Annotated in this window: 20 protein-coding genes; 11 read left to right on the top strand and 9 right to left on the bottom strand. The window is 70.7% G+C overall.

Features of this window, described 5'->3' with window-relative positions:
- Positions 1-679: 679 nt before the first annotated feature.
- Both QM595_RS14720 and QM595_RS14715 read left to right on the top strand, forming a co-directional pair.
- Positions 680-2,449: a serine/threonine-protein kinase gene (locus QM595_RS14720; protein ID WP_415172319.1), complete on the top strand. Its 1,770-nt coding sequence runs from the start codon at positions 680-682 to the stop codon at positions 2,447-2,449.
- Between the two features lie 14 nt (positions 2,450-2,463).
- Positions 2,464-4,536, top strand: coding sequence for an acyltransferase family protein (locus QM595_RS14715; protein WP_415172318.1), 2,073 nt, complete (start codon positions 2,464-2,466; stop codon positions 4,534-4,536).
- Positions 4,537-4,779: 243 nt separating this feature from the next.
- Here QM595_RS14715 and QM595_RS14710 read toward each other — a convergent pair whose 3' ends face one another.
- Positions 4,780-6,168: an NAD(P)H-quinone dehydrogenase gene (locus QM595_RS14710; RefSeq protein ID WP_415172317.1), complete on the bottom strand. Its 1,389-nt coding sequence runs from the start codon at positions 6,166-6,168 to the stop codon at positions 4,780-4,782.
- A 151-nt stretch (positions 6,169-6,319) separates the two neighbouring features.
- Between QM595_RS14710 and QM595_RS14705 the strand changes: the two genes are divergently transcribed.
- The 4 genes from QM595_RS14705 to QM595_RS14690 are packed head-to-tail and all read left to right on the top strand — an operon-like array spanning position 6,320 to position 8,976.
- A complete protein-coding gene (locus tag QM595_RS14705; protein ID WP_415172316.1) occupies positions 6,320-7,396 on the top strand; it encodes an intradiol ring-cleavage dioxygenase in 1,077 nt (358 codons plus the stop codon).
- A gap of 39 nt (positions 7,397-7,435) precedes the next feature.
- Positions 7,436-7,675, top strand: coding sequence for a twin-arginine translocase TatA/TatE family subunit (locus QM595_RS14700; RefSeq protein WP_415172315.1), 240 nt, complete (start codon positions 7,436-7,438; stop codon positions 7,673-7,675).
- Positions 7,672-8,463 (top strand): twin-arginine translocase subunit TatC, encoded by a 792-nt coding sequence (gene tatC, locus QM595_RS14695; protein WP_415172314.1) that lies wholly within the window; start codon positions 7,672-7,674, stop codon positions 8,461-8,463. Before QM595_RS14700 ends, tatC begins: the two co-directional genes overlap by 4 nt.
- A 27-nt stretch (positions 8,464-8,490) precedes the next feature.
- Complete coding sequence (locus tag QM595_RS14690; RefSeq protein WP_415172313.1) at positions 8,491-8,976, top strand: hypothetical protein; 486 nt, start codon at positions 8,491-8,493, stop codon at positions 8,974-8,976.
- Between the two features lie 10 nt (positions 8,977-8,986).
- Here the strand turns inward: QM595_RS14690 and lpdA are convergent, their stop codons facing one another.
- On the bottom strand, positions 8,987-10,399 hold the full coding sequence (lpdA, locus tag QM595_RS14685) for a dihydrolipoyl dehydrogenase (protein WP_415172312.1): 1,413 nt from the start codon (positions 10,397-10,399) through the stop codon (positions 8,987-8,989).
- Between the two features lie 83 nt (positions 10,400-10,482).
- Between lpdA and QM595_RS14680 the strand changes: the two genes are divergently transcribed.
- From QM595_RS14680 to QM595_RS14660, 5 genes are all read left to right on the top strand, one after another.
- Positions 10,483-10,941, top strand: coding sequence for a gamma-glutamylcyclotransferase (locus QM595_RS14680; protein WP_415172311.1), 459 nt, complete (start codon positions 10,483-10,485; stop codon positions 10,939-10,941).
- 139 nt (positions 10,942-11,080) lie between these two features.
- Positions 11,081-14,623, top strand: coding sequence for an HtaA domain-containing protein (locus QM595_RS14675; RefSeq protein ID WP_415172310.1), 3,543 nt, complete (start codon positions 11,081-11,083; stop codon positions 14,621-14,623).
- A gap of 76 nt (positions 14,624-14,699) precedes the next feature.
- The gene (locus QM595_RS14670) at positions 14,700-15,443 is read left to right on the top strand and encodes a hypothetical protein (RefSeq protein WP_415172309.1); all 744 of its coding nucleotides are present in this window, start codon (positions 14,700-14,702) and stop codon (positions 15,441-15,443) included.
- A gap of 47 nt (positions 15,444-15,490) precedes the next feature.
- Positions 15,491-16,300 (top strand): purine-nucleoside phosphorylase, encoded by an 810-nt coding sequence (locus QM595_RS14665; protein ID WP_415172308.1) that lies wholly within the window; start codon positions 15,491-15,493, stop codon positions 16,298-16,300.
- A 25-nt stretch (positions 16,301-16,325) separates the two neighbouring features.
- A complete protein-coding gene (locus QM595_RS14660) occupies positions 16,326-16,889 on the top strand; it encodes a TetR/AcrR family transcriptional regulator (RefSeq protein WP_415172307.1) in 564 nt (187 codons plus the stop codon).
- A 58-nt stretch (positions 16,890-16,947) separates the two neighbouring features.
- Here the strand turns inward: QM595_RS14660 and QM595_RS14655 are convergent, their stop codons facing one another.
- The 7 genes from QM595_RS14655 to QM595_RS14625 form a co-directional block, all read right to left on the bottom strand.
- Positions 16,948-18,033 (bottom strand): hypothetical protein, encoded by a 1,086-nt coding sequence (locus QM595_RS14655; protein ID WP_415172306.1) that lies wholly within the window; start codon positions 18,031-18,033, stop codon positions 16,948-16,950.
- A 61-nt stretch (positions 18,034-18,094) separates the two neighbouring features.
- Positions 18,095-19,360, bottom strand: coding sequence for an Ig-like domain repeat protein (locus QM595_RS14650; protein ID WP_415172305.1), 1,266 nt, complete (start codon positions 19,358-19,360; stop codon positions 18,095-18,097).
- A complete protein-coding gene (locus tag QM595_RS14645) occupies positions 19,357-20,856 on the bottom strand; it encodes a hypothetical protein (RefSeq protein WP_415172304.1) in 1,500 nt (499 codons plus the stop codon). Before QM595_RS14645 ends, QM595_RS14650 begins: the two co-directional genes overlap by 4 nt.
- A complete protein-coding gene (locus tag QM595_RS14640) occupies positions 20,846-21,958 on the bottom strand; it encodes a hypothetical protein (RefSeq protein ID WP_415172303.1) in 1,113 nt (370 codons plus the stop codon). Before QM595_RS14640 ends, QM595_RS14645 begins: the two co-directional genes overlap by 11 nt.
- Entirely contained in the window at positions 21,940-22,749 is an 810-nt protein-coding gene (locus tag QM595_RS14635) for a heme ABC transporter ATP-binding protein (protein ID WP_415172302.1), read from the bottom strand. Before QM595_RS14635 ends, QM595_RS14640 begins: the two co-directional genes overlap by 19 nt.
- Complete coding sequence (locus tag QM595_RS14630; protein ID WP_415172301.1) at positions 22,749-23,822, bottom strand: FecCD family ABC transporter permease; 1,074 nt, start codon at positions 23,820-23,822, stop codon at positions 22,749-22,751. The genes QM595_RS14635 and QM595_RS14630 overlap by 1 nt, the downstream gene beginning before the upstream one ends.
- Positions 23,819-24,940 (bottom strand): heme/hemin ABC transporter substrate-binding protein, encoded by a 1,122-nt coding sequence (locus QM595_RS14625; RefSeq protein ID WP_415172300.1) that lies wholly within the window; start codon positions 24,938-24,940, stop codon positions 23,819-23,821. Before QM595_RS14625 ends, QM595_RS14630 begins: the two co-directional genes overlap by 4 nt.
- Positions 24,941-24,957 lie beyond the last annotated feature (17 nt).

The following is a 24,957-nucleotide window of genomic DNA, read 5'->3' as shown; positions in this document are numbered from 1 at the left end:
TCTGCCGACTCGAGCCCTCTCAGACCCGCACTTCTGCCGACTCGAGCCCTCTCAGACCCGCACTTCTGCCGACTCGGCTTAACAGACGACGCCGAGGGCGCGCCGGGATGAAGATAAACATCTTGCTCCGCGATGTCGGATAGCGGCGGGATTTCGGCAGACACCCCCATGCTTTTCTCCGCTCTCTTCCGGCCAGGGCGGAAATCGCTTTTCACATATGTCCAGTCGGCATTTCGGGGGACACGGGCGGCACGTACGGCGGCGCGCGGTTGATGGACTGCGTCCCCTCGTCAAGATCACCAGAGACGGCTTGGAGCCGGCGCGCTTCTTCTCCGAGTCGATTGCGACGCGCCAAACGGGATAACGAAAAAACTGGTCTCGCCCAGATCGGGCGATCATGCCCAAAATCATGAACAAAGACCTCATCCGGCTACTAATCTTCCCGTCGACTCGGGGCGAGCGACCCATCGACATCGGTCATCCCCTCGGCAGTATTCATTGGCCGGATCCGCAATGGCGCGGAACCGACAAATAGCAAGGTCGGCGTGGCCGCTCGGGGCTGCGCGCCGCAACTCGGGGTACGGCCACACCCGGGCCATCCCTCGCTCCGCCGACGGCAACTACGACGGCACCAGCGAGCGACCTGGACCCTGGACAGCGAGCAAGGACGGTACTACCGATGAACCTTCCTCAGCCTGGTTCGACCTTCGGCCAATACGAGATCATCGCCGAGCTCGGGCGAGGCGCCATGGGTGTCGTCTACCGCGCCGTGCACCGCAGCCTCCAGCGCGAGGTGGCCCTCAAGCTGCTCTCGCCCGCGCTCGCCGACGCGGCGGACTACCGCAGCAGGTTCCTGCGCGAGGCCCAGGTGCTGGCCCGGCTGGACTCGCCGTACATCACCCGTGTCTACGACGCGGGCGAGCAGGGCGGCTATCTCTACATCGCCACCGAGCTGATCGCCGGCGGTGACCTCTTCAAGCGGCTCAAGGCGACCGGCCCGATGCCGGTGCCCGAAGCGGTCGAGATCGCCCGCCAGGTCGCCGAGGGACTCGCCGTCGCGCACTCACAGGGGATCCTGCACCGAGACGTGAAGCCGTCCAATGTGCTGCTGCGGCCGCGGCCCGCGGGCGGGTCGGACGCGGTGCTGTGCGACCTCGGCATCGCCACCGTCCTCGACTCCGAGCACACCGGCACCCAGGGCGTCATCGGCACCTTGCAGTACATGGCGCCGGAGCGGCACGAGGGCCGACCGGCCACGGCCGCCAGCGACATCTACGCGCTGGGCTGCCTGCTCCTGGTCTCGCTGACCGGCAAGCCTCCATATGACGGCACCGGGTTCCAGGTCGCGCTGTCGCACATCACGAACGACATCCCGCAGGTACCCGGCACCGGCCCGCTCGAACAGCACGTCAACGCCTTCCTGCGGACCGCGATGGCCAAGGACCCCCGCAACCGCCACCCCTCGGCGGTGGCCGCCTCCGCGGCACTGCGCGCGATCTCGTACGACGCCGCTCCGGCACCAGCGCCACAGCACGCCGACAGCCTCGACCGCACCCTCCTGGTGCCACCGCCGACCGGCTCCGAGGTCGGGTCCCACGAGAACACCCTTCGCCAGCCCCCGCCGTACGCCGCCCCGCTGCCGGTGGCAGCGCCCGTGCCGCCACCGATCGGGCCGAGCGGACCGAGTGGGGAGGCGCGCCGGGGACTGCTGGCCGCCCTCGGCGCGATCCTCGTCCTGGCCCTCGTCGGGACCACCGTCTTCCTCCTCACCCGCCACCACGACACCGGGACCGCGGCCGAAGCCGTCCAGGCGCCGACCACGCCGATTGCGGCGACCTCGGAACTCGTCTCGCCAACCCCGGTGACCACGCCACCGGCGACGAACTCCAGCGGCGAGAGCGGAGTGCGCTACGTCTGCTGGGGTCCCGAGGAGACCGTTGTCGACACCGTCGACGCCTGTCCCGACCCCGCCAACGCGCCGTCGATGTACCCCGAGGACCCCCGCGCCGGAATGAACTGGGTCTTCTTCAAGCGCTCCGAGCGGGTGATCGCCGAGCACGCGAAGCGGTTCTGCCGGCCGCTCACGCCGGCCGACAACCAGGTGCTCGAACAGCAATGCGTCATCCCCTCCACCGACGGGAGCGTTTGTCTGCGCTGGACCCAGTGGCGAACCGCCGAGGACGGCTACACCTACTACTCACGACTGGGCCCCGCCTCGAAGTCGGTGGACGGCAATGCCAAGGCCCCTGGGCTGCACTGGGGACCGACCGCGGCCAAAGGCGAGTGTGGCGGCTCCTATCCCTACGAGTCCGCCAAGATGATCGAGGGGACGGTGTGGGCCGCCGCCGCCTTCGCCGACACCCCGGAGGCGGCCGAGCAGGCGTTGGCCTATTTCGCCGAATACCGACACATCGCGGAGTGGCGCGGCCGTCCCCTGTCCGCCTCGTAGGGAAGCGCTGATCAATGACGCCGTCGCGAGCGCCGCGAGGCGAGCGCGCCCGCCACTGGCGGCCCGATATCCAGGGGCTGCGGGCGCTCGCGGTCGGCGGCGTCGTACTGGCGCACGCCGGGTTGCCCTGCCTACCCGGTGGCTTCGTCGGCGTCGACGTCTTCTTCGTCATCTCCGGCTTCCTGATCACGTCGCTGCTGCTTCGCGAACTCGACGCGACCAGACGCCTCGGGATCGCGGCGTTCTATGCACGCCGGGCCCGCCGGATCCTCCCGGCGGCCACCTATGTGGCGGTGGCGACCCTGCTGGCCACCTACTTCGTCGTGCCGTTGATCAGGATGAGGGACTACGCCGCCGACGCCGGCTGGTCGATGGCGTTCCTCGCCAACGTCCGCTTCGCCGCCACCGACACCGACTACTGGGCGACCAACGTCGGCTCGCCGTTTCGTCACTACTGGTCGTTGGCCGTCGAGGAGCAGTTCTATCTCGTCTGGCCGCTCGTGCTCGTGCTGATGTGGCGCCTGCTCGGCGCCCGGGGTGCGTTCTGGGGCACGGCGGCGCTGACTGTGGCCTCCTTGGCCTGGTCGGTGAGCAGCACCGCCGAGGCCCCGATAGGCGCCTACTACTCCTCGCCCGCACGCGCCTACGAGCTGTTGATCGGTGGGCTCCTCGCGATGGCCGCCGGCCGCCTCACGAGGCTGCTCACGGCGGCGCGACTCGCGACGCCGCTCGGCCTGGCAGGCCTTGCCGGAGTGCTCGCGACCATGGCCTTCCTCCCCGCCGCCAGCGCCTTCCCGGGTTGGCTCGCGCTGCTGCCGACGCTCTCGGCCGCGTTGCTGATCGCCGCCGGCATCGCCCGAGCGGGACCGGTGTCGACCGCACTCGGGCTGCCGCCACTGCGGCTGTTGGGCGAGATCTCCTACTCGCTCTATCTATGGCACTGGCCGGTGCTCGTGCTCGGCGGGAAGCTGCTGCCGGATCGATGGCACACACTCGGGGTTGCGCTGCTGGTGCTGGTCAGCGTCGTCCTGGCGGTGGTCACCCGCCTGCTCGTGGAGCGGCCCGTCCTGCGCGCGCCCTGGTTGACCCGTCGAGTAGGCCGTTCGTTGGCGCTGTGGCCGGTGAGCATCGGGATGGTGACCGCCGCAGCGCTGACGGCCAGCGCGGCCGCCGAGGTCACCCTCGAGGCGCAGCGGCCGGTCGCGACCGGGCATCAGACCGCCCAGGACATCCCGACCGAGCTCACGACGACGACCGTCGAGGAGGCGCTCAGCCAGGCGGTCGCACTGGCCCGGGCCGCTGCGCCGGTAGACCCCCTGGTCGACTATCAGGGGCACCGACCCGACATCTGGTTCAAACGACACATCTGCTCGGCCTGGTGGCAGGCCTCGACGGTCAGGATCTGCCCGGTCGGCGACACCGCGTCGCGCCACACGGTGGTGGTGCTCGGCGACTCACACGCCGGGATGTGGGTCCATCCGCTCGACATCCTCGGCCGGCAGGCCGGCTACCGCGTCGTACCTCTGGTCAAGCATGCTTGCTCGCCCTTCGACTACGAGCAGACCCTGGAGGGGAAGCCGTTCCAGGCCTGCGAGAAGTTCAGGGCCTGGGCACGTGGGCAGATCGCCAACCTGCGGCCCGATGCGGTCGTCGTGGCCAGTCGAGGCTTCCAGCAGCCCCGGCTCGACGACGGGGAGGAGATCGCCGACCTCTGGTCGGCGGCGGTGACCAGCGCGGTCACCACGCTGACACAGCTCACGCCCCGGGTCCTGGTGCTCTCCGACGTACCGGGGAGGGCCGAGAAGGCCGACGACTGCGTCTTCACGCCCGGCAACAGCCAGCTCGACTGCCTCGCCCCCGAATACGGGAGCAAGGAGCAGGACAGCAACGCCTACACCCGGGCAGCGGTGGCCGCGGTGCCCGGCGCGCGGTACGTCGACGTGGTGCCGTTGGTCTGTCAGGACGGTGGCTGCCCGGTGCTGGTCGAAGGTCGCTTCGTGTACTTCGACGACAACCACATCACCTGGGGATGGAGCGAGACGATCGCCCAGGAGTTCGGCGAACGACTGGGGCAACTGCTGCCGTGACACCTCTCCTCCCTCGCGCGAGTCGGCAGAAGTGCAGGTGTCAGGAGCGCCGAGTTGCAACACTTCTGCCGACTCGAGCCCTTTCAGACCAGCACTTCTGCCGACTCGAGCCCTTTCAGACCTGCACTTCTGCCGACTCGGCGCAGGAGAGGCTCAACCAGCGCCAAGCCAAGCCGAGCCGAGCCGAGCCGAGCCGAGCCGAGCCGAGCAGCAGCGCAACCCCGAGGAGCCGTCGAGGGCGCATCAGACCCGGTGGAGGCGACGGGCCGCCTCGGCGATCGAGCCGCTCATTGAGGGGTAGACGGTGAAGGTCTGCGCGAGCTGGTCCGCGGTGAGGTTCTCCGAGACGGCCAGCGAGACGGGGTGGATCAGCTCGCTGGCGCGGGGGCCGACCACGACACCACCGAGCACGGTGCCCGGTCCGGGACGGCAGAACAGCTTCACGAAGCCGTCGGTGACGCCCTGCATCTTGGCGCGCGGGTTGGTGGCGAGGTCGAGCTTGACCACCTCGGCCTGCACCTCGCCGGCGTCGACAGCCGCCTGGCTGACGCCGACGGTGGCGATCTCGGGCGCGGTGAAGACGTTGGAGGAGACCTTCGACAGGTCCAGCGGCGCGACGGCGTCGCCGAGCAGGTGCCACATCGCGATGCGGCCCTGCATGGCCGCCACCGAGGCGAGCATGAAGACGCCGGTGCAGTCGCCGGCGGCGTACACGCCTCGCGCCGAGGTGCGTGAGACCCGGTCGACCTTGACGAAGCCGCCGTTGTCGAGCACGACGCCGGCCTCGGCGAGTCCCATGTCGGCGGTGCGCGGGATGGAGCCGAGCGCGAGGATGCAGTGGCTGCCGGTGACGGCGCGGCCGTCGGTGAGCCTCACCGTGACCGAGTCGCCGGAGCGGGTCACCGACTCCATCCGCGACTTGCCGAGCACAGTCATCCCGCGCCGGGTGACCACGTCCTCGAGTACGACGGCCGCGTCGGCGTCCTCGCCGGGCAGCACCCGGTCCCGGCTGCTGACCAGGGTGACCGGAACGCCGAGCGCGAGATAGGCCGAGGCGAACTCCAGGCCGGTGACCCCGGAGCCGACCACGATCAGGTGGCTCGGGATCTCGGCGAGGTCGTAGACCTGCTCCCAGGTGAGGATCCGCTCGCCGTCGGGCATCGCGCTGGGCAGCGTGCGCGGCGTGGCACCGGTCGCGACCAGCACCGCGTCCGCGTCGAGTCGCCGCTCGGTGCCGTCGGCGAGCTCGGCGACCACCGCGGCGGGCCCGTCGAGCCGGCCCCGGCCCTTGAGCACGCTCACCCCGTGCCGCACCAGCCTGCTCTCGATGTCGGCGGACTGGGCCGCCGCCAGCGCCTTGACACGCAGGTTGATCCGCTCCAGGTCGGCGGTGAGCAGCCCGGCCGGATGAGCCCCGTCGCGGAGGACGATGCCGAGATCGCTGGCCCGGGAAACCTCGGTCATCAGCTCCGCGGCGGCGATCAGGGTCTTGCTGGGGACGCAGTCGGTGACGACGGCGGAGCCGCCGATGCCATCGGAGTCGACGAGGGTGACCTCGGCACCGAGCTGGGTGGCGACCAGCGCCGCCTCGTAGCCACCCGGTCCACCGCCAACGATCACCACACCGGTCATGACGCTCATTCTTGCAGCCCTTCCCGGGCTGGCGCCGACTCCCCACGCACCCTCACAGCATTGGCACAGTCGACGCAAAGAGGTGTTACGGCATCAGCGAGTTCAATAGTCGTCAAGTCACCTAGCAACCCGACCTCAAACAGGAGCAGCTATGAGCCACATCCCTGAGCCCGAGCAGACGCCCGACGGGCTCGCCTACGAGGGGCGTCTACTGACCCGGCCCACCGAGGAAGTGGTCGACCAGGGCGCCGGCTTCGACATGGCCACCCTGCTCACCCGGCGCCGAGTGCTGAGCGTGGTCGGCATGGGCGCCGGCGCCCTCGCGCTGGCTGCCTGCTCCTCCGACGGCTCCAGCTCCACGAGCTCGGACGGGTCGAGCGACACCGCCGGATCGTCAGCCTCGAGCACCTCCACGAGCGCTGAGGCCGCTGATGGCGAGATCCCCCAGGAGACCAACGGCCCCTACCCGGCCGACGGCACCAACGGCGTCAACGTCTTGGAGGAGTCCGGCATCGTGCGCAGCGACATCACCTCCAGCCTCGATGGCGGGACCACGGTCGACGGCGTCCCGCTCACCTTCACCTTCACGCTCACCGACCTGGCCAACGACAGCGCGCCCTACGAGGGCGTGGCGGTCTACGTGTGGCACTGCGACGCGCAGGGCGACTACTCGCTCTACTCCGAGGGGCTGGAGGACGAGACCTACCTACGTGGGATCCAGGTCGCCGACGCCAACGGTCAGGTGACCTTCCAGACCATCGTGCCGGGTTGCTACCTGGGCCGGTGGCCCCACATCCACTTCGAGGTCTATCCCGACGCCGAATCCGCGACCAATGTCGAGAACGCCATCGCCATCTCCCAGGTCGCCTTCCCCGAGGAGGTGCTCAACGCGGTCTACGCACTCGACACCTACTCCGGCTCCACGGACAACCTCGCCCAGGTCACCCTGGAGACCGACAACGTCTTCAGCGACAGCTACGAGCAGGAGATGGGCACCTTCACCGGTGACGTCACCAGCGGGTACGTCGGCTCGCTGCCCGTCGCGATCGACGCGACGACCGACGCCGCCCTCGACACGGCGCCCGACGCGGGCGGCGGCGATAGCGGCGGTGGCGGCGGCACTCCGCCCTCGGACGGCGGCGGCGGTGGCGGTGGCGGCGGCACTCCGCCCTCGGACGGCGGCGGCGCCCCGCCGAACGGCGCTCCGTCCGCCGACACCACCAGCTGAACGATCCACCGACACCATCCCACCACCTAGGAGAATCCCATGTTGCAGAACCTCACCGGCTGGCACGCGCTGGTCATCCTGACCATCGTCCTGCTCATCTTCGGGTCCGCGAAGCTGCCCGCGCTCGCCAAGAGCGTCGGCCAGTCGATGCGCATCCTCAAGGACGAGGTCGCCGAGGGCGGCGCCGACAGGCAGGCCGTCCAGCCCGCCCCCCAGCCCACCGTCACCACGGCGGCCGAGTCCGTCACGAGCCTTTCGGCCGAGCGTCGCTCGTCATGACCACGACCACCGTCGCGCGTGGGACGATGCCCCTCGCCGATCACCTGCGCGAAGCCCGGCGGCGTGGCACGCGCGCGGCGGTGGCCCTGCTCGTCGGCGTGATCGCCGGATATCTGCTGTCCGACCAGATCCTGGACATCCTGCGGGCTCCGATCGAGAAGCTGGCCGCCACCCGCGAGGCGAGCCTCAACTACGACACCGTCACCGGCGCATTCGACCTCAAGCTCAAGATCGCGATCTTCACCGGGGTGGTGCTTTCGAGCCCGGTCTGGCTGCTGGAGCTGTTCGCCTTCGTGACCCCCGGCCTGACCCGCCGGGAACGGAGACACACCTATGGCTTCCTGGCCGCCGCGGTGCCCCTGTTCGTGGCCGGCTGCGCTTTCGGCTTCGTGCTGTTCCCGCACATGGTCCAGATGCTGACCGGCTTCTCCTCCGACCAGGACAGCACCATCCTCACCGCGTCGTACTACGTCGACTTCGTGCTGAGGATCGTCTTGGCCATCGGGATCGCGTTCGTATTGCCTGTCTTCATGGTCATGCTGAACCTGCTCGGCCTGCTCTCCGCGCGGACGCTGGGCCGCAGCTGGCGGGTCATCGTCGTGGTCATCGTGCTCTTCAGTGCACTGGTCACCCCGGCAGCGGACGTGTTGTCGATGTTCCTGGTCGCGATGCCGATGTCAGCGCTGTTCGGAGCCGCGCTGCTCATCACCCAACTGCACGACCGCCGGCAGACACGCCGTGCTCTGACCGCCCCATCCACCGGCTCCGATCTGTCCCAGAAGCGCTGAGGCGCTCATGAACGAGGAGTCCACGCCATGTTCGGTCTGACCTTCGAGAAGCTCTTCCTCGTCGCCGTCATCGCCGGCTTCGTGATCGGTCCGCAGCGTCTCCCGCACTACACCCAGAAGCTGGCGGAGACCGTCCGCGCCCTGCGGCGCACGGTCGACGCCGCCCGATCCACCGCCGAACGGGACATCGGCGTCTCTCTTCAGGGCGCCGACTGGGACCTGCGCCACTACGATCCCCGTCGCATCGTGCGCGACGCGCTCCGCGAAGACCCTGCCACCCCGGTCCCAGCCCCAGTCTCGGGCCCGGACCATCCGTCGGCCGACCTGCTCGAGGAGGCGCGCCGAGTACGACCTGGACAGAAGTACCTCGTCAGCGGCTCGTCTGCCCACCCGCGCCGCATCCTGATCGAGTCGCTGCCCGTCGACGACCCGCGCCGCGTCGCAGCCCAGGTCGCGGTGTCGCCTGGTCCCTCGGAGGGCACCGGCACAGACGTGGGCCTGCCCGGGCGCTGAACCCGCTTGATCAGAGATTGATCATGTGTCCCGCGATGCCCTCGACGGCCTCCTTGACCGCCTCCGAGAGCGTCGGGTGGGCGAAGACGTTGCGGGCCACCTCGTCGGCGGTGAGGTCCCACTTCTGCGCCAGCGTCAGCACCGGCAGCAGCTCGGTGACGTCGGGGCCGATCAGGTGGGCGCCGAGGATCTCGTTGTACTTCGCGTCGGCGACGACCTTGACGAAGCCGACCGGCTCGCCGAGGCCCATCGCCTTGCCGTTGGCGGAGAACGGGAACTGCGCCACCTTGACGTCGTACCCCTTCTCCCGGGCCTGGGCCTCGGTGTAGCCGAAGGAGGCGATCTGGGGCTGGCAGTAGGTCGCCCGCGGGATCATGTCGAAGTCGATCTCCATGGTCTCGGCGCCGGCGATGGTCTCCGCCGCGACGATGCCCATCGCCTCGGCGACGTGGGCGAGCATGAACTTCCCGGTGCAGTCGCCGATGGCGTAGACGCCCTCGACATTGGTGCGGCCGCGCTCGTCGACGGCGATGGCGCCGCGCTCGGTGAGGGCGACGCCGGTCGCCTCCAAGCCGTAGCCGGTGACCCGGGGCGCGAAGCCGAAGGCGGCCAGGAACTTGTCGGCCTCCAGCACCTGCTCCTCGCCTCCCGCGGCGGGAGCGACGGTGACCCGCACGCCTGCACCAGTGTCCTCGACGCCCTTGACAGCGGTGGAGGTCAGCACGTTGACGCCGAGCTTGCGGTAGTGACGCGCGATCTCCTTGGAGACGTCGGCGTCCTCGGTGGGCACCATCCGGTCGGCGAACTCCACGATGGTGACGTCGACGCCGAAGTTCTTGAGCACGTAGGCGAACTCCACGCCGATCGCGCCGGAGCCGCCGATGATGATCGAGCCGGGCAGCTGGTCGGTGAGGATCTGCTCCTCGTAGGTGACCACGTTGGGGCTGAGCGTCACGCCCGGCACCAGCCGGACGGTCGCGCCGGCGGCGATGATCAGGTTGTCGAAGGTGTACGACGTGGTGGCGCCGTCGGCCGCCTTGACGTCGATCGCCAGCTTCCCGTCGGCCCGTCGGCCGGTCAGCGTGCCCCAGCCGTCGATCTCGGTGATCTTGTTCTTCTTCATCAGGTAGTGGACGCCCTTGACGATGCCCGCGCTGACCTGCCGCGAGCGCGCGTGGGTCGGGCCGAACGACATGGTGGCGTCGCCCTCGATGCCGAACTTGTCCTTCTCAGCAGTCAGCACGTGAGCGAGCTCGGCGTTCTTCAGCAGCGCCTTGCTGGGGATGCAGCCGACGTTGAGGCAGACACCGCCCCAGTACTTCTCTTCAACGACGGCGACGGTCTTGCCGAGCTGGGCGGCGCGGATGGCGGCAACGTAGCCACCGGGGCCCGCACCGAGGACGAGGACATCGAAGTGGGTCACGGGGACCAGCCTAGACCGGGCCGTTCCGCCGTCGTACGTCGCCTCGGACCCCTCCGGCGCGGCCTTCGGATAGCCTCACGCAGGTGACGCTGTACGCCGCCTACGGGACCAACCTCGACCCGGCCCTGATGGGCGCGCGCTGCCCGCACTCGCCGCTGCGGACGACCGGTTGGCTGATCGGCTGGCGGCTGACCTTCGGCGGCGAGGAGCACGGCTGGGACGGGGCACTGCCGACCCTGGCACAGGACCCCGCCGACCCCCATGCCGCCGTCTTCGTGGCGATCTACGACATCGCGCCTCAGGACGAGCGGACCCTCGACGGCTGGGAGTCCGCCGACACCGGGCTCTACCGCAAGACCAAGGTGCGGGTGAACACGCTGACCGACGACGTCGTCGCGTGGACCTATGTGCTCGACGCCTACGAGGGCGGACTGCCCTCCGCGCACCTGCTCGGCACCCTGGCCAACGCCGCCGAGGCCGCCGACGCCCCGGTCGACTACGTCACCGCGCTACGGCTGCGGCCCTGTCGGTCGAACGACTAGATGATTCCGGCGTTGACAGCACAGCAGGCCGCCGTCTAGGTTGAAGAGGTAAGCCTTGCCTAAATAAGGTCACCCTTATGTGATGGCAAGACCGGGGTGCGCCCTCCCTCCGCACCGGCCGCCAACCTGAAGAGAACCGATGTCACGACCGCTCCTGCGCCCCGCCTCGCCGCGGGCTCAGCGCCTCCTCCCGCTCACCATCGTCCTCGCGCTCGCCGGCTCGCTGATCGCACTGACCTCGCCGGCCACGCCGGCCAGGGCGGCCGACGACACCACGGCCGCCGCCACCGAGATCACCAGCGGCGCCGGCCTGGACTGGGGCTACAAGGCGTCCTGGCGGGATTACATCGGCGACTCGGGGGTGACGCTCTCCGACGGCGCCACCCTCAACGACGACGACACCTACCACTTCACGTTCGCCTCCGGCAGCTACGACGCCGACACCGGCGCGACCGAGCTGAGCTTCACCGGCACGGTCCACTGGGAGAAGTACTGCGGCTACTGGGCGGCCGACCCCGACCTCTGCGTGCTCGACACCACCATGAGCGACGTACGCCTCGTGATCGACGAGGACGAGCAGAGCCTCTACGCACACCTGATCAGCCGCGCCCGCGGTGGCAGCCAAGGCGACGACGTCACCGACTTCGGCGAGATCCTGCTCGCCACCCTCGACATCACCGACGCCACCGTGACGGCCTCCGAGGAGCTGACCTCGTGGAGCGGGATCGCCGCGAGCGTCGCCGACGACACCGCGGCCAGCGCGACCAGCTACGCCGCCGGCACCGCCATGGACCCGGTCTCCTTCTCCTACGACGGCCCCGGCGGCGCGCCCGACCTCACCGAGACCTGGGACGTCGAGGGCGCCCCGGCCTACACCGACGGGGCGGTCTGGGCCGGCCCCGACACCTGGCGCTTGGAGAATCAGGTGTTCGCCTCCGACGACGGTGTGCTGATCGCCTACTCCTACATCTACAGCGGCGGGCTCGTCGACCGGTTCACCGCGATCGACGCGGCCACCATGACCACCCTGGGGTCGCCGCTGGTGTTCACCCCCACCGACAACCTCGAGGGTCAGAGGGCCTTCGATCCCGAGACCGGCACCCTCTTCTACGTCCAGCGCAACATCGGTGACGACGGCCTGCAGAACGCCGTCCAAGCACTGACCTGGGACGCCGACTCGGAGGCCCTGGTCACCAGCACGGTGGGCTACCTGCCGGCCAGCGAGTCGACGACGGCCGCCTACCCGTTCCGGTCGATCGCCTGGAACGCCGCCCTGGGCGAGCTCGACGTGATGTTCGGCAACGCCACCGTCGCCCCGCAGCTCTACCGGTTCGTCAGCGCCGACGACGGGTGGCAGACCAGCGTCGTCGACCTCCCGGTGGTCACCACGAACGCGGCGTACTACGGCAACTCGGCCTCCGACAGCCTGGCCGCGCTCGGCGACGGATCCCTGCTCGTCGCCCGCGCCGCCAACTACCTGGACGACTCCGGCACCAGGACCTACCTCCCGGTGCTCTACCTGGTGATCGGCGAAAGCACCGTCGAGGTGCAGGAGGTGGCCGACTCCACGATCGGTGAGGGCACCTTCGGCTTCCAGAACGTGGTGGCCGTCGACGACGACACCGCCGCGGTCTACACCACCCAGACGTCGGACAGCGCGAGAGGTCTGGCCTTCGTCACCGTGACCGACGGGACCGCCGCGATGGACGGCGACCTGGTCACCGACTTCACCCGCATGGGCAAGATGGCCGGCGACGCCGAGCTCGGGCTGGCCTTCGGCTACGACTACAACGCGCAGAAGGTCCTCGCCTACCGCGGCGACACGCTCGTCTCCTCCTTCGCGGTCACCGACGGCTACGCCTCCACCGTCTACACCCAGCAGTACTTCGGGATCGACAAGGACCACAACCTCTACGCCCAGGTCCAGAGCGGGGGCTACGTCGGCATCCTCAGGCTCGACTTCGTCGGCACCGCGCCGGAGGTGACCACCCAGCCGGAGTCCCAGACGGTCACGCTCGGGTCCGACGAGACCACCACCGCGGCTACCTTCACCACCGCCGGCACCGGCGACCCCGACGTCGCGATCCAGTGGCAGGCCAAGGCGGCGGGCGCCTCGACGTTCGCCGACCTCGACGGCGAGACAGCGGAGAGTCTGAGCGTCGCGGCCGACCGCTCGGACAACGGCACCGTCTACCGGGCGGTGCTCTCCAACGAAGCCGGCAGCGTCGTGACCGACGAGGCCACCTTGACGGTGCTGTACCCCGCGGTGGTCTCCAACCAGCCCCGTGCGGCGACGGTCACCGAGGGGAGCTCGGCCACCTTCAGCATGATCTACGCCGGCAGCCCGGACCCGACCGTGACCTGGCAGCGTCGGGTCGACGGGTTCTGGACCGCGATCACCGACGACGATGACGACGTCACGGTCGCGACCAGCGACGGGACCTCCTCGCTGACGGTCGCCGAGACCAACACCGACATGTCGGGCACCCGGTTCCGGGCCAAGCTGGTCAACGACGCCGGCACCACCCACTCCGACGCGGTCACCCTCACCGTCACCGAGTCGGTCACCATCCCGGCCGACGGCCTGGACCTGACCGGGGTCACCCTGGACTGGAGCGGGTCGGCCGAGTTGCAGGCGGCGCCGCCGTACGGGTCGAGCAACTACTTCTCCGCCGGAGTCTCCGACGGCACCCAGGCCACCTACGCCGCCACCTCCGGCGACGTGGAGATCCTCCAGATCGCCGCCGACGGCACCGAGACCACGGCGACGTATGCGACTCGGGCGGCGCAGGTCGACGGCTCGGTGACCCAGACCGTGCGGCTCTCCGATGGCCAGGCCGAGGTCGCCGCCGACGGCTCGGCGACCGTGACCTGGGAAGGCACTTGGAGCGTCAACTTCTACGACGGCCTGGTCCCGTTCTGGCTCACCGACCCTGTCCTGACCGTGGACGCCGACGGCACCGGCACCCTGACCGCCGACCTGGACGGCTACAGCTCCACCATGGACGACCCCACCAACCGGACCGCCCTGGACGCCACCGCCGACGTCACCGTGGCCGCCTTCTCCGGCGTCGAGTTCGACCCCTACGGCGAGGTCAGCGTCGACCCCGACTACGAAGGCGTCGCCATCACCGTCGCCGACGGCTACACCGCCCAGGACACCACCAGCGACGGCTGGGGCTCCTGGCCCCAGTCCTTCGTCGACTTCCACTTCGACACCGGCCTGTCCTCCTACTGGTACTCCTCCGGCGGCACCGCCGACCCCGAGAAGGCCCCGAGGGAGTTCACCGTGGACTTCACCGACGCCACCGAGGCCGACACGGCGTCCGACACCACCGACACGGCGTCCGACACCGCCGACACGGCGTCCGGCAGCTCCTCGACCTGGGCCACCCTGACCCTGGCCCGGCCCACCATCACCGGCAAGCCCCGCACCGGGAGGAAGCTCACCGCCCACCTGGTCCTGCCCACCGGCCTGGACCCCGCCCTGGCCGACGTCGACTACCAGTGGTACGCCGGCAAGAAGAAGATCAAGGGCGCCCGAGCCGCGACCCTGAGACTGACCAAGAAACTCGCCAAGAGACTCGCCGGCAAACGCCTCAGCGTCACCGTCACCCTCAGCTACACCGGCTACCAGTCGGCCACCGCCACCAGCGCCAAGACCACGAAAGTCAGACGCTGAGGCACCGACACGCGGACTCCTCCCACCCGGTCGGCTACCTACTACCCGCCAGCGCCACCCGTGCCTACCATGGACCATGAGCACCATCCGTCCCGTCTCCAGCGCCGAACAACTCGCCAGGCGGGGAGGCGGCCCCTCGGTCGGCAAGCAGGTCACCCTCGCGGGCCTCGGCGTCGCCTGTGCCGGCGGCGTCGGCTGGTGTCTCAGCCGCATCACCTCCGACCAGCCCCCGCTGTGGGCCTTCGCCGCGATCCCGTGCGGGATCGTGATCTGGGGGCTGTTCCTCGCCGTCGTGGCCTGGTCCTCGAACGCCGCGCTCGGCGCGCCGGTGACCGGCCCGCTGGTGGTGCGTCCCGGGCTCTACCTCGCCGCGGTGTGCGGCGCGGGCGGCGCGGCCGTCCTGGTGTGCGCCCAGTCACGGCCGAGCCTTCCCGCCGCGGCGTACCTCGTCCCGCTCGGCCTGGCGGTGGTGTTCTCGGCGCTCGCGGGGGTCGGCGCGCTGCGGCGTGGCTGGCGAGCCGCCGCCCGGAAGCGGGCCCGGCAGCGCACGCACACCACCGGCCTGGTCACCGACGACGGGCTCGCGGGCTTCTTCCCCGGCCCGAACCCGAAGCTGGCCCGGATCACCGTGAGGTTCTCCGACCAGGCAGGTCAGCAGCGGTGGGTGCAGCCGTTGACCCGGCAGCTCCTGAGCCGGCCGCTCGCCGAGGGTGACCAGGTCGACGTCTGGTACGACGCAAGCGATCCGGGCAACCTCCGCCGGATCGAGGTGGCGGCCGACAACGGCGTCTCGCGGATCGTGCCGACCAGACTCCGCTGAGAGCGGGATCGACGCCCCGGGCGAGGCGGAGCCAGTAGGCTGCGGCGGTGACCGACACCGCGCCGTACTCCCCCTACGACCTGGCCACCGAGGCCGCCGCGAAGCTCGCCGAGCTCACCGGCGTCGAGCGCCACGACATCGCCCTGGTGCTGGGCAGCGGCTGGCTGCCCGCCGCCGACATGCTGGGCGAGCCGATCGCCGAGATCGCCACCACCGACCTGCCGGGCTTCTCCGCGGCAGCGGTGGCCGGCCACTCGGGCAAGATCCGCTCGATCCGCTCGGGAGATCGCACCCTGCTGGTCTTCCTCTCGCGCACCCACTACTACGAGGGCAAGGGCGTCGACGCCGTGGTCCACCCGGTTCGTACGGCGGCCGCGGCCGGTGCTCGGGCGCTGGTGCTCACCAACGGCTGCGGCGGGCTGAACCCGGCCTGGTCACCGGGCACGCCGGTGCTGATCAGCGACCACATCAACCTGACCGGCCGCTCCCCCATCGTCGGCGCCCACTTCGTCGACCTGACCGACCTCTACTCCTCACGGCTGCGGGCGGCCGCGAAAGAGCTCGACCCCAGCCTCGACGAGGGCGTCTACGTGCAGTTCCCCGGACCCCACTACGAGACCCCGGCCGAGGTCCGGATGGCCGGGATCATCGGCGGCTCGCTGGTCGGCATGTCGACGGCGCTGGAGGCGATCGCGGCCCGCGAGGCCGGCCTGGAGGTCCTCGGCCTCAGCCTGGTCACCAATCTGGCCGCCGGCATCTCCGACCAGCCGCTCAACCACGAGGAGGTCCTGGAGGCCGGCCGCGCGGCCGCGACCCGGATGGGCGAGCTGCTGACCAGGATCGTGCCGCGGATCTGAGCCCCGGAAGCTCTAGGATCGGTCCATGCCGCGCATCGAGGCCGAGAGCCTGCCCGAGCACCGCCGGCTGGTGCACGAGCGGGTCTTCGGCGCGTTCGCCGAGCTGATGGCCGAACGCTCCTACGACGCCATCACCATGGCGCAGATCGCGGAGCGGGCGGGCCTGCGCCGTACCGCCATCTACCACCACTTCCACGACAAGGACTCGGTGGTGGTGGCCTTCGCCACCCACGAGACCACTCGCTACGTGGAGGCGTTGGAGGAGTTGCTGGCCGGCAGCGACGACCCGGCCGAGCGGCTGCGTATCTACCTGCGCAACCACCTCGCCTCCGGCGAGCGGTTCCACATGGGTCTGGGGCCGCAGCTCTACGGCGTGCTGCCGGAGTCGTCGCGGGCGGAGATCCGCGAGCACGTGCTGGCCGTCGAGCAGGTGCTGGCGGGCATCCTGAAGGACGGCATCGACGCCGGTGCCTTCGCCGCCACCGACATCTCCGCGACGACCTCGCTGATCCACGCCTGCCTGAGCCCGCGTCACCTGCCGCCGACCCAGATCGAGGAGTTCGTGCTCCGCGCCGTGTCGCGGAGATGACGAGTGCGGTGGATCCGAGCCAACTGGTGACTCGGATCCACCGCACTACGTAGTTGGGCTACTTCTTCTTGACCTTCTTGGTGGCCTTGCTGGTCACCGCCGCAGTCTCGTAGCCGGTGGAGACGACCGTCGCCGTGACGGTGATCTTCTTGCCGGCCTGCTTCTTCTTCAGCTTCAGCGTGGCCTTGGTGGCACCCTTGATCGCCTTCTTGCCGGCGAACCACTGGTAGGTGACCACGGCGCCCTCGGGCGCCGTCACGGACGCGGTCAGCTTCTTGCCCACCTTCGCCTTGCCCTTGACGGTCGGCGTCGCCACCGTGAGCGTGCCGGCCGCCACCGGCGCCGTCGGCGCCGAGGTCGCGGTCTCGCTCACCGAGCCGGTGGTGCCGGTGACGCTCACGGTGAGCCTCGCGCCCACCTTCTCCCCCGGGACGACGTAGGTCGCCGAGGTGGCGCCGGTGATCGGCTGACCATCGGCGCTCCACTGGTAGGCCAGGGTGACGTCGGCCGGCTCCCAGGTGCCCGGCACCGCAGTCAGCGTCTGGCCGACCTGGGCGGTCCCGGTGACGGTCGGCGTCGCAGGCAGGACGTCGGCGAACGTGATCGGCGTGTAGGTCTCGTACAACGGCTGGACCGCACCACTGCCCGGGTAGGTGTAGATGCCGTAGTTGACCAGGCTCGAGTCGGTGGCCACCGCGTCGAGAGCGGCCTTGTCAATCGTGATCTCGGTGGTGAAGCTGCCGTCCTCGGCCAGCAGGATGGCGCCGGCACTGCTGCTCAGCGTCGTATAGCCCGGCTCCGGGATCGCCCACTTGACGGCGGTGCCGGTGGCGCCGTTCTGACGGCTCGACGAGGACGCGCCCTCCGACGGCTTCCACACCTCGGCGTACTTCCCGAAGGCGACGTAGGTTCCAGCCTCCTGCCCCGCCAGCGGGGCGCGCGTTCCGATCGCCAGCGACGGGTCGAATCCGGTACCGGTCACGGTCACGGTCGTCGTCCCGTCGGCGAGCACCGTGGTCTTGCTGACCTGCACGGTGGGCACCAGATCGGCTGCCTGGGCCGGGGACCCTGCCGCGAGGGCGAGCGCCGGTGCCGCTACGGCGGCGGTGGCCGCCGCGGCCAGCAGCCGGCGAGGTCGGGTCATCACTGACATGTGTCTCTCACTTTCCATAGGTGGTCCCGAGACAGGTCGCTGGGTCGGCCCGCTACTTGGCCTTGACGGCGAAGCCGGCGGAGGCGGCGGCGTAGGAGTCGCTGCCGGCGTAGGCGACGGTGATCTTCCACCTGCCCTTGCCGAGCTTCTTGGTCTGCTTCTTGGTGAGCGTGAGCCTGGCCTTGCCGCCGGCGAGGGTCAGCGTCTTGGCGACCTTCCTCTTGCCCTTCTTCACCACGACGGAGACCGTGCCGTCGGGGGTGCCGGCCGTGCTGGCGACGCTCACCGTGAGCACCGCCGACTTGCCGGCCTTCAGCTTCTTCTTGGCGAACGCCGCGCTCACCGTGGCCGCCGACGTGGCCGGCGCGGTCGTGCCGGTGGCAGTGCTGCCGGTGTCGTCGACGACGGCCTCGGTCGGGGTCGCGGTGGCGAGCACCGTCAGCGGCAGCGCGACCTTGCCCTTGTCGAGGGTCGTCCCCGAGGAGTACCAGTACGACGACTGGCCGGTGAGCTGCTGGAAGTCCACGAAGCTCTGCGGGAAGGACCCGTAGTAGTCGCTGTCCGTGGCCTGCTCCTCCCCGTCGCCGGTGTCGACGGTGACGCCGAGGTAGTCGACCTCGGCCGCCGCGATGCCGGTCTCGGTGACCTCGACGTCACTCAGGGTGGCGAGGGTGACCTCGGTGTCGTCGAGGGCGCTCCACTGGGTGGTGTCGTCCATGGAGGTGCCGTAGCCGCCCAGCGTCGCCGTTACCGTGCCGACGCCGCCGGTGACGTTGAGCACCGGGTCGGAGACGTAGAAGAACGTCATCCCGGAGTAGTAGAGGACCGTGAAGTCGCCGTCCCAGGAGAGGGTCGCGTCGTCGGCGTCGGGGTCGAGCGTGCCGGTGCCGGCGTCGAGGACCACCTGGGTGTCGGCGTAGACGTCGTCGCTGACCGAGGCGTCGACGCTGCCGGTGGCCGGGTCGGTGTTGCGCGAGGCCCAGTTCGACACCGCGTAGCTGCCGTCGGACCGCAGCTTCTCGATGGTGACGTTGCCGGTGCGCGCCGACCAGCCCGCCGCCTGCCCGTTACCCCAGGTGGCGCCCGAGTCGCTGGTGCTGAGCTGCTGGCCGCCCGCGCCCGGGTTGCCGATCTTCCCCGCGGAGAGGAAGTTGAAGCCGTAGTAGGCCTTGTTGTTGGTCTCGTCGTTGATGCCCCAGCGCAGTTGTGCGGTGGTGGTGGTGACCTCGTCGGCGTGGGCCGGCGCGGCGGCCAGCGCCAGCGCCGGGGCGGCCAGGCCCGCGGCGACGACGGCGGCGAGCGGGGTGTGCTTCCTCATCTTTTCTGCCTTCCTGTGATGGCGGTGGTGACGGTGAGTACGGCGGCGGCGAGCAGCACGACCGCGCCCGCCCACCACGGCCACCGGGGGGCGTCGGCGGCCGTGACCTCGGCGGCGACCGGCAGCACGGTCGGCATCGGACCGCTGGCGGGCCGGTACGCCGTGCTCGCGACGACCGGCGACACCGCAGCCAGGTCGGCTGCCGGTGTGGCGGTCGCGGTCGCGACGGTGATCGTGGCGACGGTGGTCGCGGTCGCGGTCGCCGTGGCGGTGGCGGTCTTGGTCTTCGTGCTCGTGGTGGCGGTGGAGGCCGGCGTGGTCTGCGCGACCGGGTCGCTGGCGTCGTAGCTGACGGTGAGCGGCAGGGTGGGCTTGGACTTGTCGACCGAGCCGCCCGAGCTGTACCAGTACGCCGCCTGCCCGGTGAGCTGCTGGAAGTCCACGAAGCTCTGCGGGAAGGACCCGGAGTAGTCGTCGTCGGTGAGTTGCGCGGCGCCGCCGGACGGGGGGCTGTAGGCGACGCCGAGATAGGCCGGCGTGACGGTGAACCCGAGGTCGGCCGTGAGGTCGATGGCGCCGAGGTCGGCCAGGGTGACCTCGGTGTCGGTGAGCGTCTCCCACTGGGTCGTGTCGTCCATCGAGGTGCCGTAGCCGCCCAGGGTCGCGGTCAGCGTCCCGACCCCGTCGACCACGCTCAACACCGGGTCGGAGACGTAGAAGAACGTCATCCCGGAGTAGTAGAGGACCGTGAAGTCGCCGTCCCAGGAGATGGTCGCGGTGCCGGCGGCGGGGTCCACCTCGCCGGTGCCGCCGGTGAGGACCACCTGGTGGTTGCTGTAGCTGCCCGAGGTGGGGCTGGAGATCGTGGCGCCCGAGGAGTCGGTGGACAGCCCCGCCCAGGTGGCGGCGGTATAGCCGGTGCCGGTCACGTACTTCTCGATCGACACGTTGCCCACCGCGTTGCTCCAGCCGGCGGTGGCGCCATTGCTCCAGGTGGCGCCGGCGTTGCTGAGGGTCAGCCCGCCGGCGCCCGGGTTGGCGATCTTGCCGGCGGAGAGGAAGTTGAAGGTGCCCGGCGCGAACGCCCTGTTGTTGGACTCGTTGTTCAGACCCCAGCGCAGCGACGCGTCGGCGACGTCGAACGCCTCGGTGAGCGCGGCGGAGGCGGTGACGGTCTCGGTCACCGTCTCGGTGGCGGTCCCGGTGGCGGTGACGGTCTCGGACACCGTCGAGGAGGCGGTCTCGGTGGCGGTCGCCGTCTCGGACGGGGTCGCGGAGACGGTCTCCGTCGCCGTCGCCGTCGCCGTCCCCGTCGCGGTCTCGGTGACGGCGCCGCTCGCGGTCGTCGCGGCGCCGCTGGTGACGACCTCCTCGGCCGCGGCGACCGGGGAGCCGAGCCCGCCGAGCAGCACGGCCAGCGAGGAGATCAGCAGGCTGGCCAGCACGGTCGCGGCGCAACCGAGGAGCCCGGCGGCGTACCGGGGATCAGACCGCATGGCTCGCCTCCCCCGCTCGCGCGGCCCGGCGCCGGTGCCGCAACCGCAGCAGCGCGGCCGCGCAGGCGGCGGCGAGCACCAGCAGGCAGCCTGCCAGGAAGAGGTACGGCGACCGGTCGGTGTCCTCGGCGGCCGCGACCGTGGCCGAGACGGGCTCGGTGACGGCGAAGTTGACGCTCGGCGTCACCCCGGAGGCGGCGCCGGTCAGCCGCAGCACGTGGGTGCCGGCCCGGGTGCCGGCCGGGAGCGCCAGCACCCCGGCGATCTCGCCGCTCGGCCCGGCGGTGAGCGGCCCGACCGCCGCCAGGCCGTCGTCGAAGGTTGCCACGACCTGCTCGCCGGGCGTGAAGCCGACCGCGGTGAAGGAGAGCACGTGGCCGACCACCGCCGTGGCGCGGTCCACCGAGGCGCTCGCCGCGGCGACCGGCGCGGCGCTCCCGGTGGCCTCCGGGGCGGCGGCCTCGGCCGAGGCGGTTGCGGACGCGGTGGCCGACGCGGTGGCGGACGCGGTGGCCGAGGCGGTGGCGGTGGCGCTCGCCGTACTCCCCGACAGGTCTCGGAAGGCGACGGGTGTGAAGGTCTCGTTGTTGGCGTTGACCACGCCGTGCGCGCCGATGGTGATGACGCCGCAGGTGACCTTGCGGCAGTTGACGGTGGTGGTGTTGCCGTCGCGGTCGATGGCCTCGAAGGTCGCTCCGGGGATGACCAGCTTGGTCGACCAGGTGCCCTTGGCCGAGATCAGGCCGCCGTTGGCCGAGCTCGCGGTGTCGCTGCCGGGGAAGGCGACGAACCTCTGCATCCCGGCGTTGCTCTTGCTCTCGCTGTCGGGGACGTAGAAGTAGTCCACCCCGGTCACGCCGCCCTGGCTGGGCCGCCAGCCGCTCTTGACGGTGCCGAAGAGGACGTAGATGCCGCCGTGGCCGCCCTTGATCGACTGGAAGCCGGTGCCCTTGAGCGTGACCGTGGTGGCCTCGTCGGGGTCGGCGACGGCCTGGCCGGCGCTGTTGGCGACGGTGACCTTCGCGCTGGCCGCCTGGGCGGGCGCGGCCAGCGCCAGCGACCCGGCGAGCAGGGACAGCAGGATCAGTGCGCGGCGGACCATGGTCCCTGCCCTTCGTCGAGTGGGGGTACGGCGTGCAGCCGGCGCGGCACGACCAGCAGCCGGCCCTGGTGGTGGAGAACGTCGACGGGATGCTCGTAGACCCGGCCGATCAGCTCCGGCCGCAGCACCTCCTCCGGGGTGCCGTCGGCGGCCACGGTCCCGTCGGCCAGCACGCAGATGCGGTCGGCGTAGGCGGCCGCGACCGAGAGGTCGTGGATGACGGTGACCACGGCGTGGCCGGCGGAGGCGAGCCGGCGGGCCTGCGCGAGCACCTGGTCCTGATGGCGCAGGTCGAGCGCGGCGGTCGGCTCGTCGAGCAGCACCAGTGGCGTCTCCTGAGCGAGGATGCGCGCGAAGGAGACCCGCGCCTTCTCCCCGCCCGAGAGGGTGGGGAAGACCCGGTCGCGCAGCTGCTCGATCTCGGTACGCCGCAAGGCGTCGGCGACCACCGTCTCGTCGTCGTCCTCGCGGGGGGTGCGAGCCCACGGTGCCCGGCCCATGGCGACCACCTCGCCCGCCCGGAAGCCGAACGCGAGCCGGTGCTCCTGGGTGAGCACGGCGCGGTGCCGGGCCAGCGCGAGGTACTTCCAGGCCGCCAGGTCGACGCCGTCGAGGGTCGCCTCTCCCCGGCTCGGGGCCAGGTCGCCCGCCAGCACCGCGAGCAGCGTCGACTTGCCCGCGCCGTTGGGGCCGACCAGCGCCACGTGCTCGCCCGCCTCGATCCGCAGCGAGACGCCATCGAGGATGCGGGCCGGGCCGATCTCGACCGAGACGTCCTTGACCGACAGCATCAGGCCCAGCCCCCCGCGCTGTTGCGAGCCCGTCGCAGCAGCCAGAAGAAGAAGGGCCCGCCGACCAGGGCGGTGAGCATGCCGATCGGCAGGTCGGCGTAGGCGACCGCCGTGCGCGCGAACAGATCGGCGGTCACCAGCAGCAGTGCGCCGCCGAGCGCGCTCGCGGGGACGAGCACCCGGTGGCCGGGGCCGACCACCATCCGGATCAGGTGCGGGATGACCAGGCCGACGAAGCCGATGATCCCGGCGAAGGAGACCGCTGCGGCGGTCAGCACGGCGACCAGCACGATCGAGGTCATCCGCAGTTTCTCCACGTCGATGCCGACGTGGCGGGCGGCCCGGTCGCCGAGGGCGAGGATGTCGAGCTTGCGGGCCAGCACGATCGAGCCGAGCACGCCGGCGACGACGAAGGGGGTCACCACACCGACGTACTGCCAGCGGGTGCCGTTGAGGCTGCCCAGCTGCCAGAAGACGATCTCCTCGCGGGCCTGGGTGTCGGCCAGGAAGATCATCAGCGCCAGGCCGGCGCTGCAGACCGCGTTGACGGCGATGCCGGTGAGGATCAGGGTCACGACCTCGGTACGACCGCCCGAGCGGGCAAGCAAGTAGACCGTCAGCGTGGTGACCAGGCCCCCCACGAACGCGAAGACGGGCACGGTCCAGGCGCCGAACAGGCTGATCTGGTAGACGATCACGACCGCCGCCGCGAACGCCGCGCCGGTCGAGACGCCGACGACGCCGGGCTCGGCGAGCGGGTTGCCGAAGATGCCCTGCATGAGCGCGCCGGCGGTGGCGAGTGCCGCGCCGACGATCACCGCGAGGGTGACCCGCGGGAACCTCACCGACCACAGCGTGGCGTCGCCTTGCGGATGGGCGGGCATCGGGCCGATGTCGAGGCCCATCCGGTGCAGCACCGAGCCGAGCACCTCGTCGGCCGGGACGTGGAGCTGGCCGCGGCCGGCCGCGACGAGCACCATCACGACCAGGCCGGCACCGAGGAGGACGAACAGCAGCGTCGCACGACCGACGCGCGAGCGCGGCAGCACGTGCTCCTGGGTGGCGACGGTCACTTGGCGGCCTCGCCGGGCTCCAGATCGACCTCGACGTCATCGGTCCTGGCGTCGGCGATCGCCGAGTCGGGCGCGTAGATCGCCACGGCGAGTGCGTTGAGCACCTCGGCGGTGCGCGGGCCGTAGCTCAGGATCGCGGTGTCGCTCATGTCGACGATGCGGCGCTTCTGGCCGGCCGGGGTCTGCTGCAGCGCGGGCAGCCGGTCCAGCAGCCCGTCCACGCCGTCGACCGACTCCAGCCCCTTGGTCATCATCAGGATCAGGTCGGGTTGGGCCGAGATGATGCCCTCGTCGGTGACCGGCTTCATGCCCGACCAGTCGATCTCCCCGGCGACGTCGTAGCCGCCCAGCGCGGTGATCAGGCTGTCGGCGCCCGAGCCCTCGCCGAACATGTAGTAGATGCCGGACTGGCCGCGGACGTAGAGGAAGACCATCCGGAGCTTGTCCGTCAGGTTCTGTGGCGCGATGGCCGCGATCTCGGCGATCTTGGCGTCGGCCTCGGCCTGGATCCGCTCGCCGAGCTCCGTGCCCTCCTCGGGAACGCCGAGTGCCGCGGCGACCTCCTCGGTGAGCGAGGCGAGGTTGTCCATGCTCCGGGTGGAGTCGGTGACGACGACGGGGATGCCCGCGTCGCGCATCTGCAGGATCACGTCCCAGGGGCCGAGCGTGCTGTCGGTGATGATCAGCGAGGGGTTGAGCTCGAGGATCTTCTCGGCGACCAGCTCATGGCCGTTCTCGGTGACCAGCGGGAGGTCGCGAGCCTCCTCGAACTGCGTCGAGATGTCGCGGCCGACGACATAGTCGCCCAGCCCCAGGTTGAACACCGTCTGCGAGAGCGTGCCGTAGAGATCCAGCGCGAGGATCCGGCTGGTGTCGGTCACCTTGACCTTGGTGCCCTGGGCATCGGTGACGGTGACCGGCAGCGCCTGGGCGGGGTGGTCGGCGATCGGGTCGATGGACGCCTCCGCCAACCCGGCGTGGGTCGGCCCCTCGTAGGCCTTCGGGTCGTCGAGCAGCTTCGCGTCGGAAAGGTCGATCGAGGCGGTGTCCCCCTCGCCGTGCGGCGAGGCGGAGGTCGCGTCGCAGCCCGCGAGCACGACCACGAGGAGGGTCGCCACCAACCGAGCCGCTGACC

The sequence above is a fragment of the Nocardioides sp. genome, assembly GCF_047607185.1.
Lineage (GTDB): Bacteria > Actinomycetota > Actinomycetes > Propionibacteriales > Nocardioidaceae > Nocardioides.
Note: the sequence above shows the minus strand (reverse complement) of the source record. Positions and strands in the feature narration are given on the sequence as shown.

Excerpts from the sequence above, each read along its gene's own strand:
- QM595_RS14720 (WP_415172319.1), top strand. The coding sequence starts at position 680 with ATGAACCTTCCTCAGCCTGGTTCGACCTTCGGCCAATACGAGATCATC.
- QM595_RS14715 (WP_415172318.1), top strand. The coding sequence starts at position 2,464 with ATGACGCCGTCGCGAGCGCCGCGAGGCGAGCGCGCCCGCCACTGGCGG.
- QM595_RS14710 (WP_415172317.1), bottom strand. The coding sequence starts at position 6,168 with ATGACCGGTGTGGTGATCGTTGGCGGTGGACCGGGTGGCTACGAGGCG.
- QM595_RS14705 (WP_415172316.1), top strand. The coding sequence starts at position 6,320 with ATGAGCCACATCCCTGAGCCCGAGCAGACGCCCGACGGGCTCGCCTAC.
- QM595_RS14700 (WP_415172315.1), top strand. The coding sequence starts at position 7,436 with ATGTTGCAGAACCTCACCGGCTGGCACGCGCTGGTCATCCTGACCATC.
- tatC (WP_415172314.1), top strand. The coding sequence starts at position 7,672 with ATGACCACGACCACCGTCGCGCGTGGGACGATGCCCCTCGCCGATCAC.
- QM595_RS14690 (WP_415172313.1), top strand. The coding sequence starts at position 8,491 with ATGTTCGGTCTGACCTTCGAGAAGCTCTTCCTCGTCGCCGTCATCGCC.
- QM595_RS14675 (WP_415172310.1), top strand. The coding sequence starts at position 11,081 with ATGTCACGACCGCTCCTGCGCCCCGCCTCGCCGCGGGCTCAGCGCCTC.
- QM595_RS14670 (WP_415172309.1), top strand. The coding sequence starts at position 14,700 with ATGAGCACCATCCGTCCCGTCTCCAGCGCCGAACAACTCGCCAGGCGG.
- QM595_RS14660 (WP_415172307.1), top strand. The coding sequence starts at position 16,326 with ATGCCGCGCATCGAGGCCGAGAGCCTGCCCGAGCACCGCCGGCTGGTG.
- QM595_RS14655 (WP_415172306.1), bottom strand. The coding sequence starts at position 18,033 with ATGACCCGACCTCGCCGGCTGCTGGCCGCGGCGGCCACCGCCGCCGTA.
- QM595_RS14650 (WP_415172305.1), bottom strand. The coding sequence starts at position 19,360 with ATGAGGAAGCACACCCCGCTCGCCGCCGTCGTCGCCGCGGGCCTGGCC.
- QM595_RS14645 (WP_415172304.1), bottom strand. The coding sequence starts at position 20,856 with ATGCGGTCTGATCCCCGGTACGCCGCCGGGCTCCTCGGTTGCGCCGCG.
- QM595_RS14640 (WP_415172303.1), bottom strand. The coding sequence starts at position 21,958 with ATGGTCCGCCGCGCACTGATCCTGCTGTCCCTGCTCGCCGGGTCGCTG.
- QM595_RS14635 (WP_415172302.1), bottom strand. The coding sequence starts at position 22,749 with ATGCTGTCGGTCAAGGACGTCTCGGTCGAGATCGGCCCGGCCCGCATC.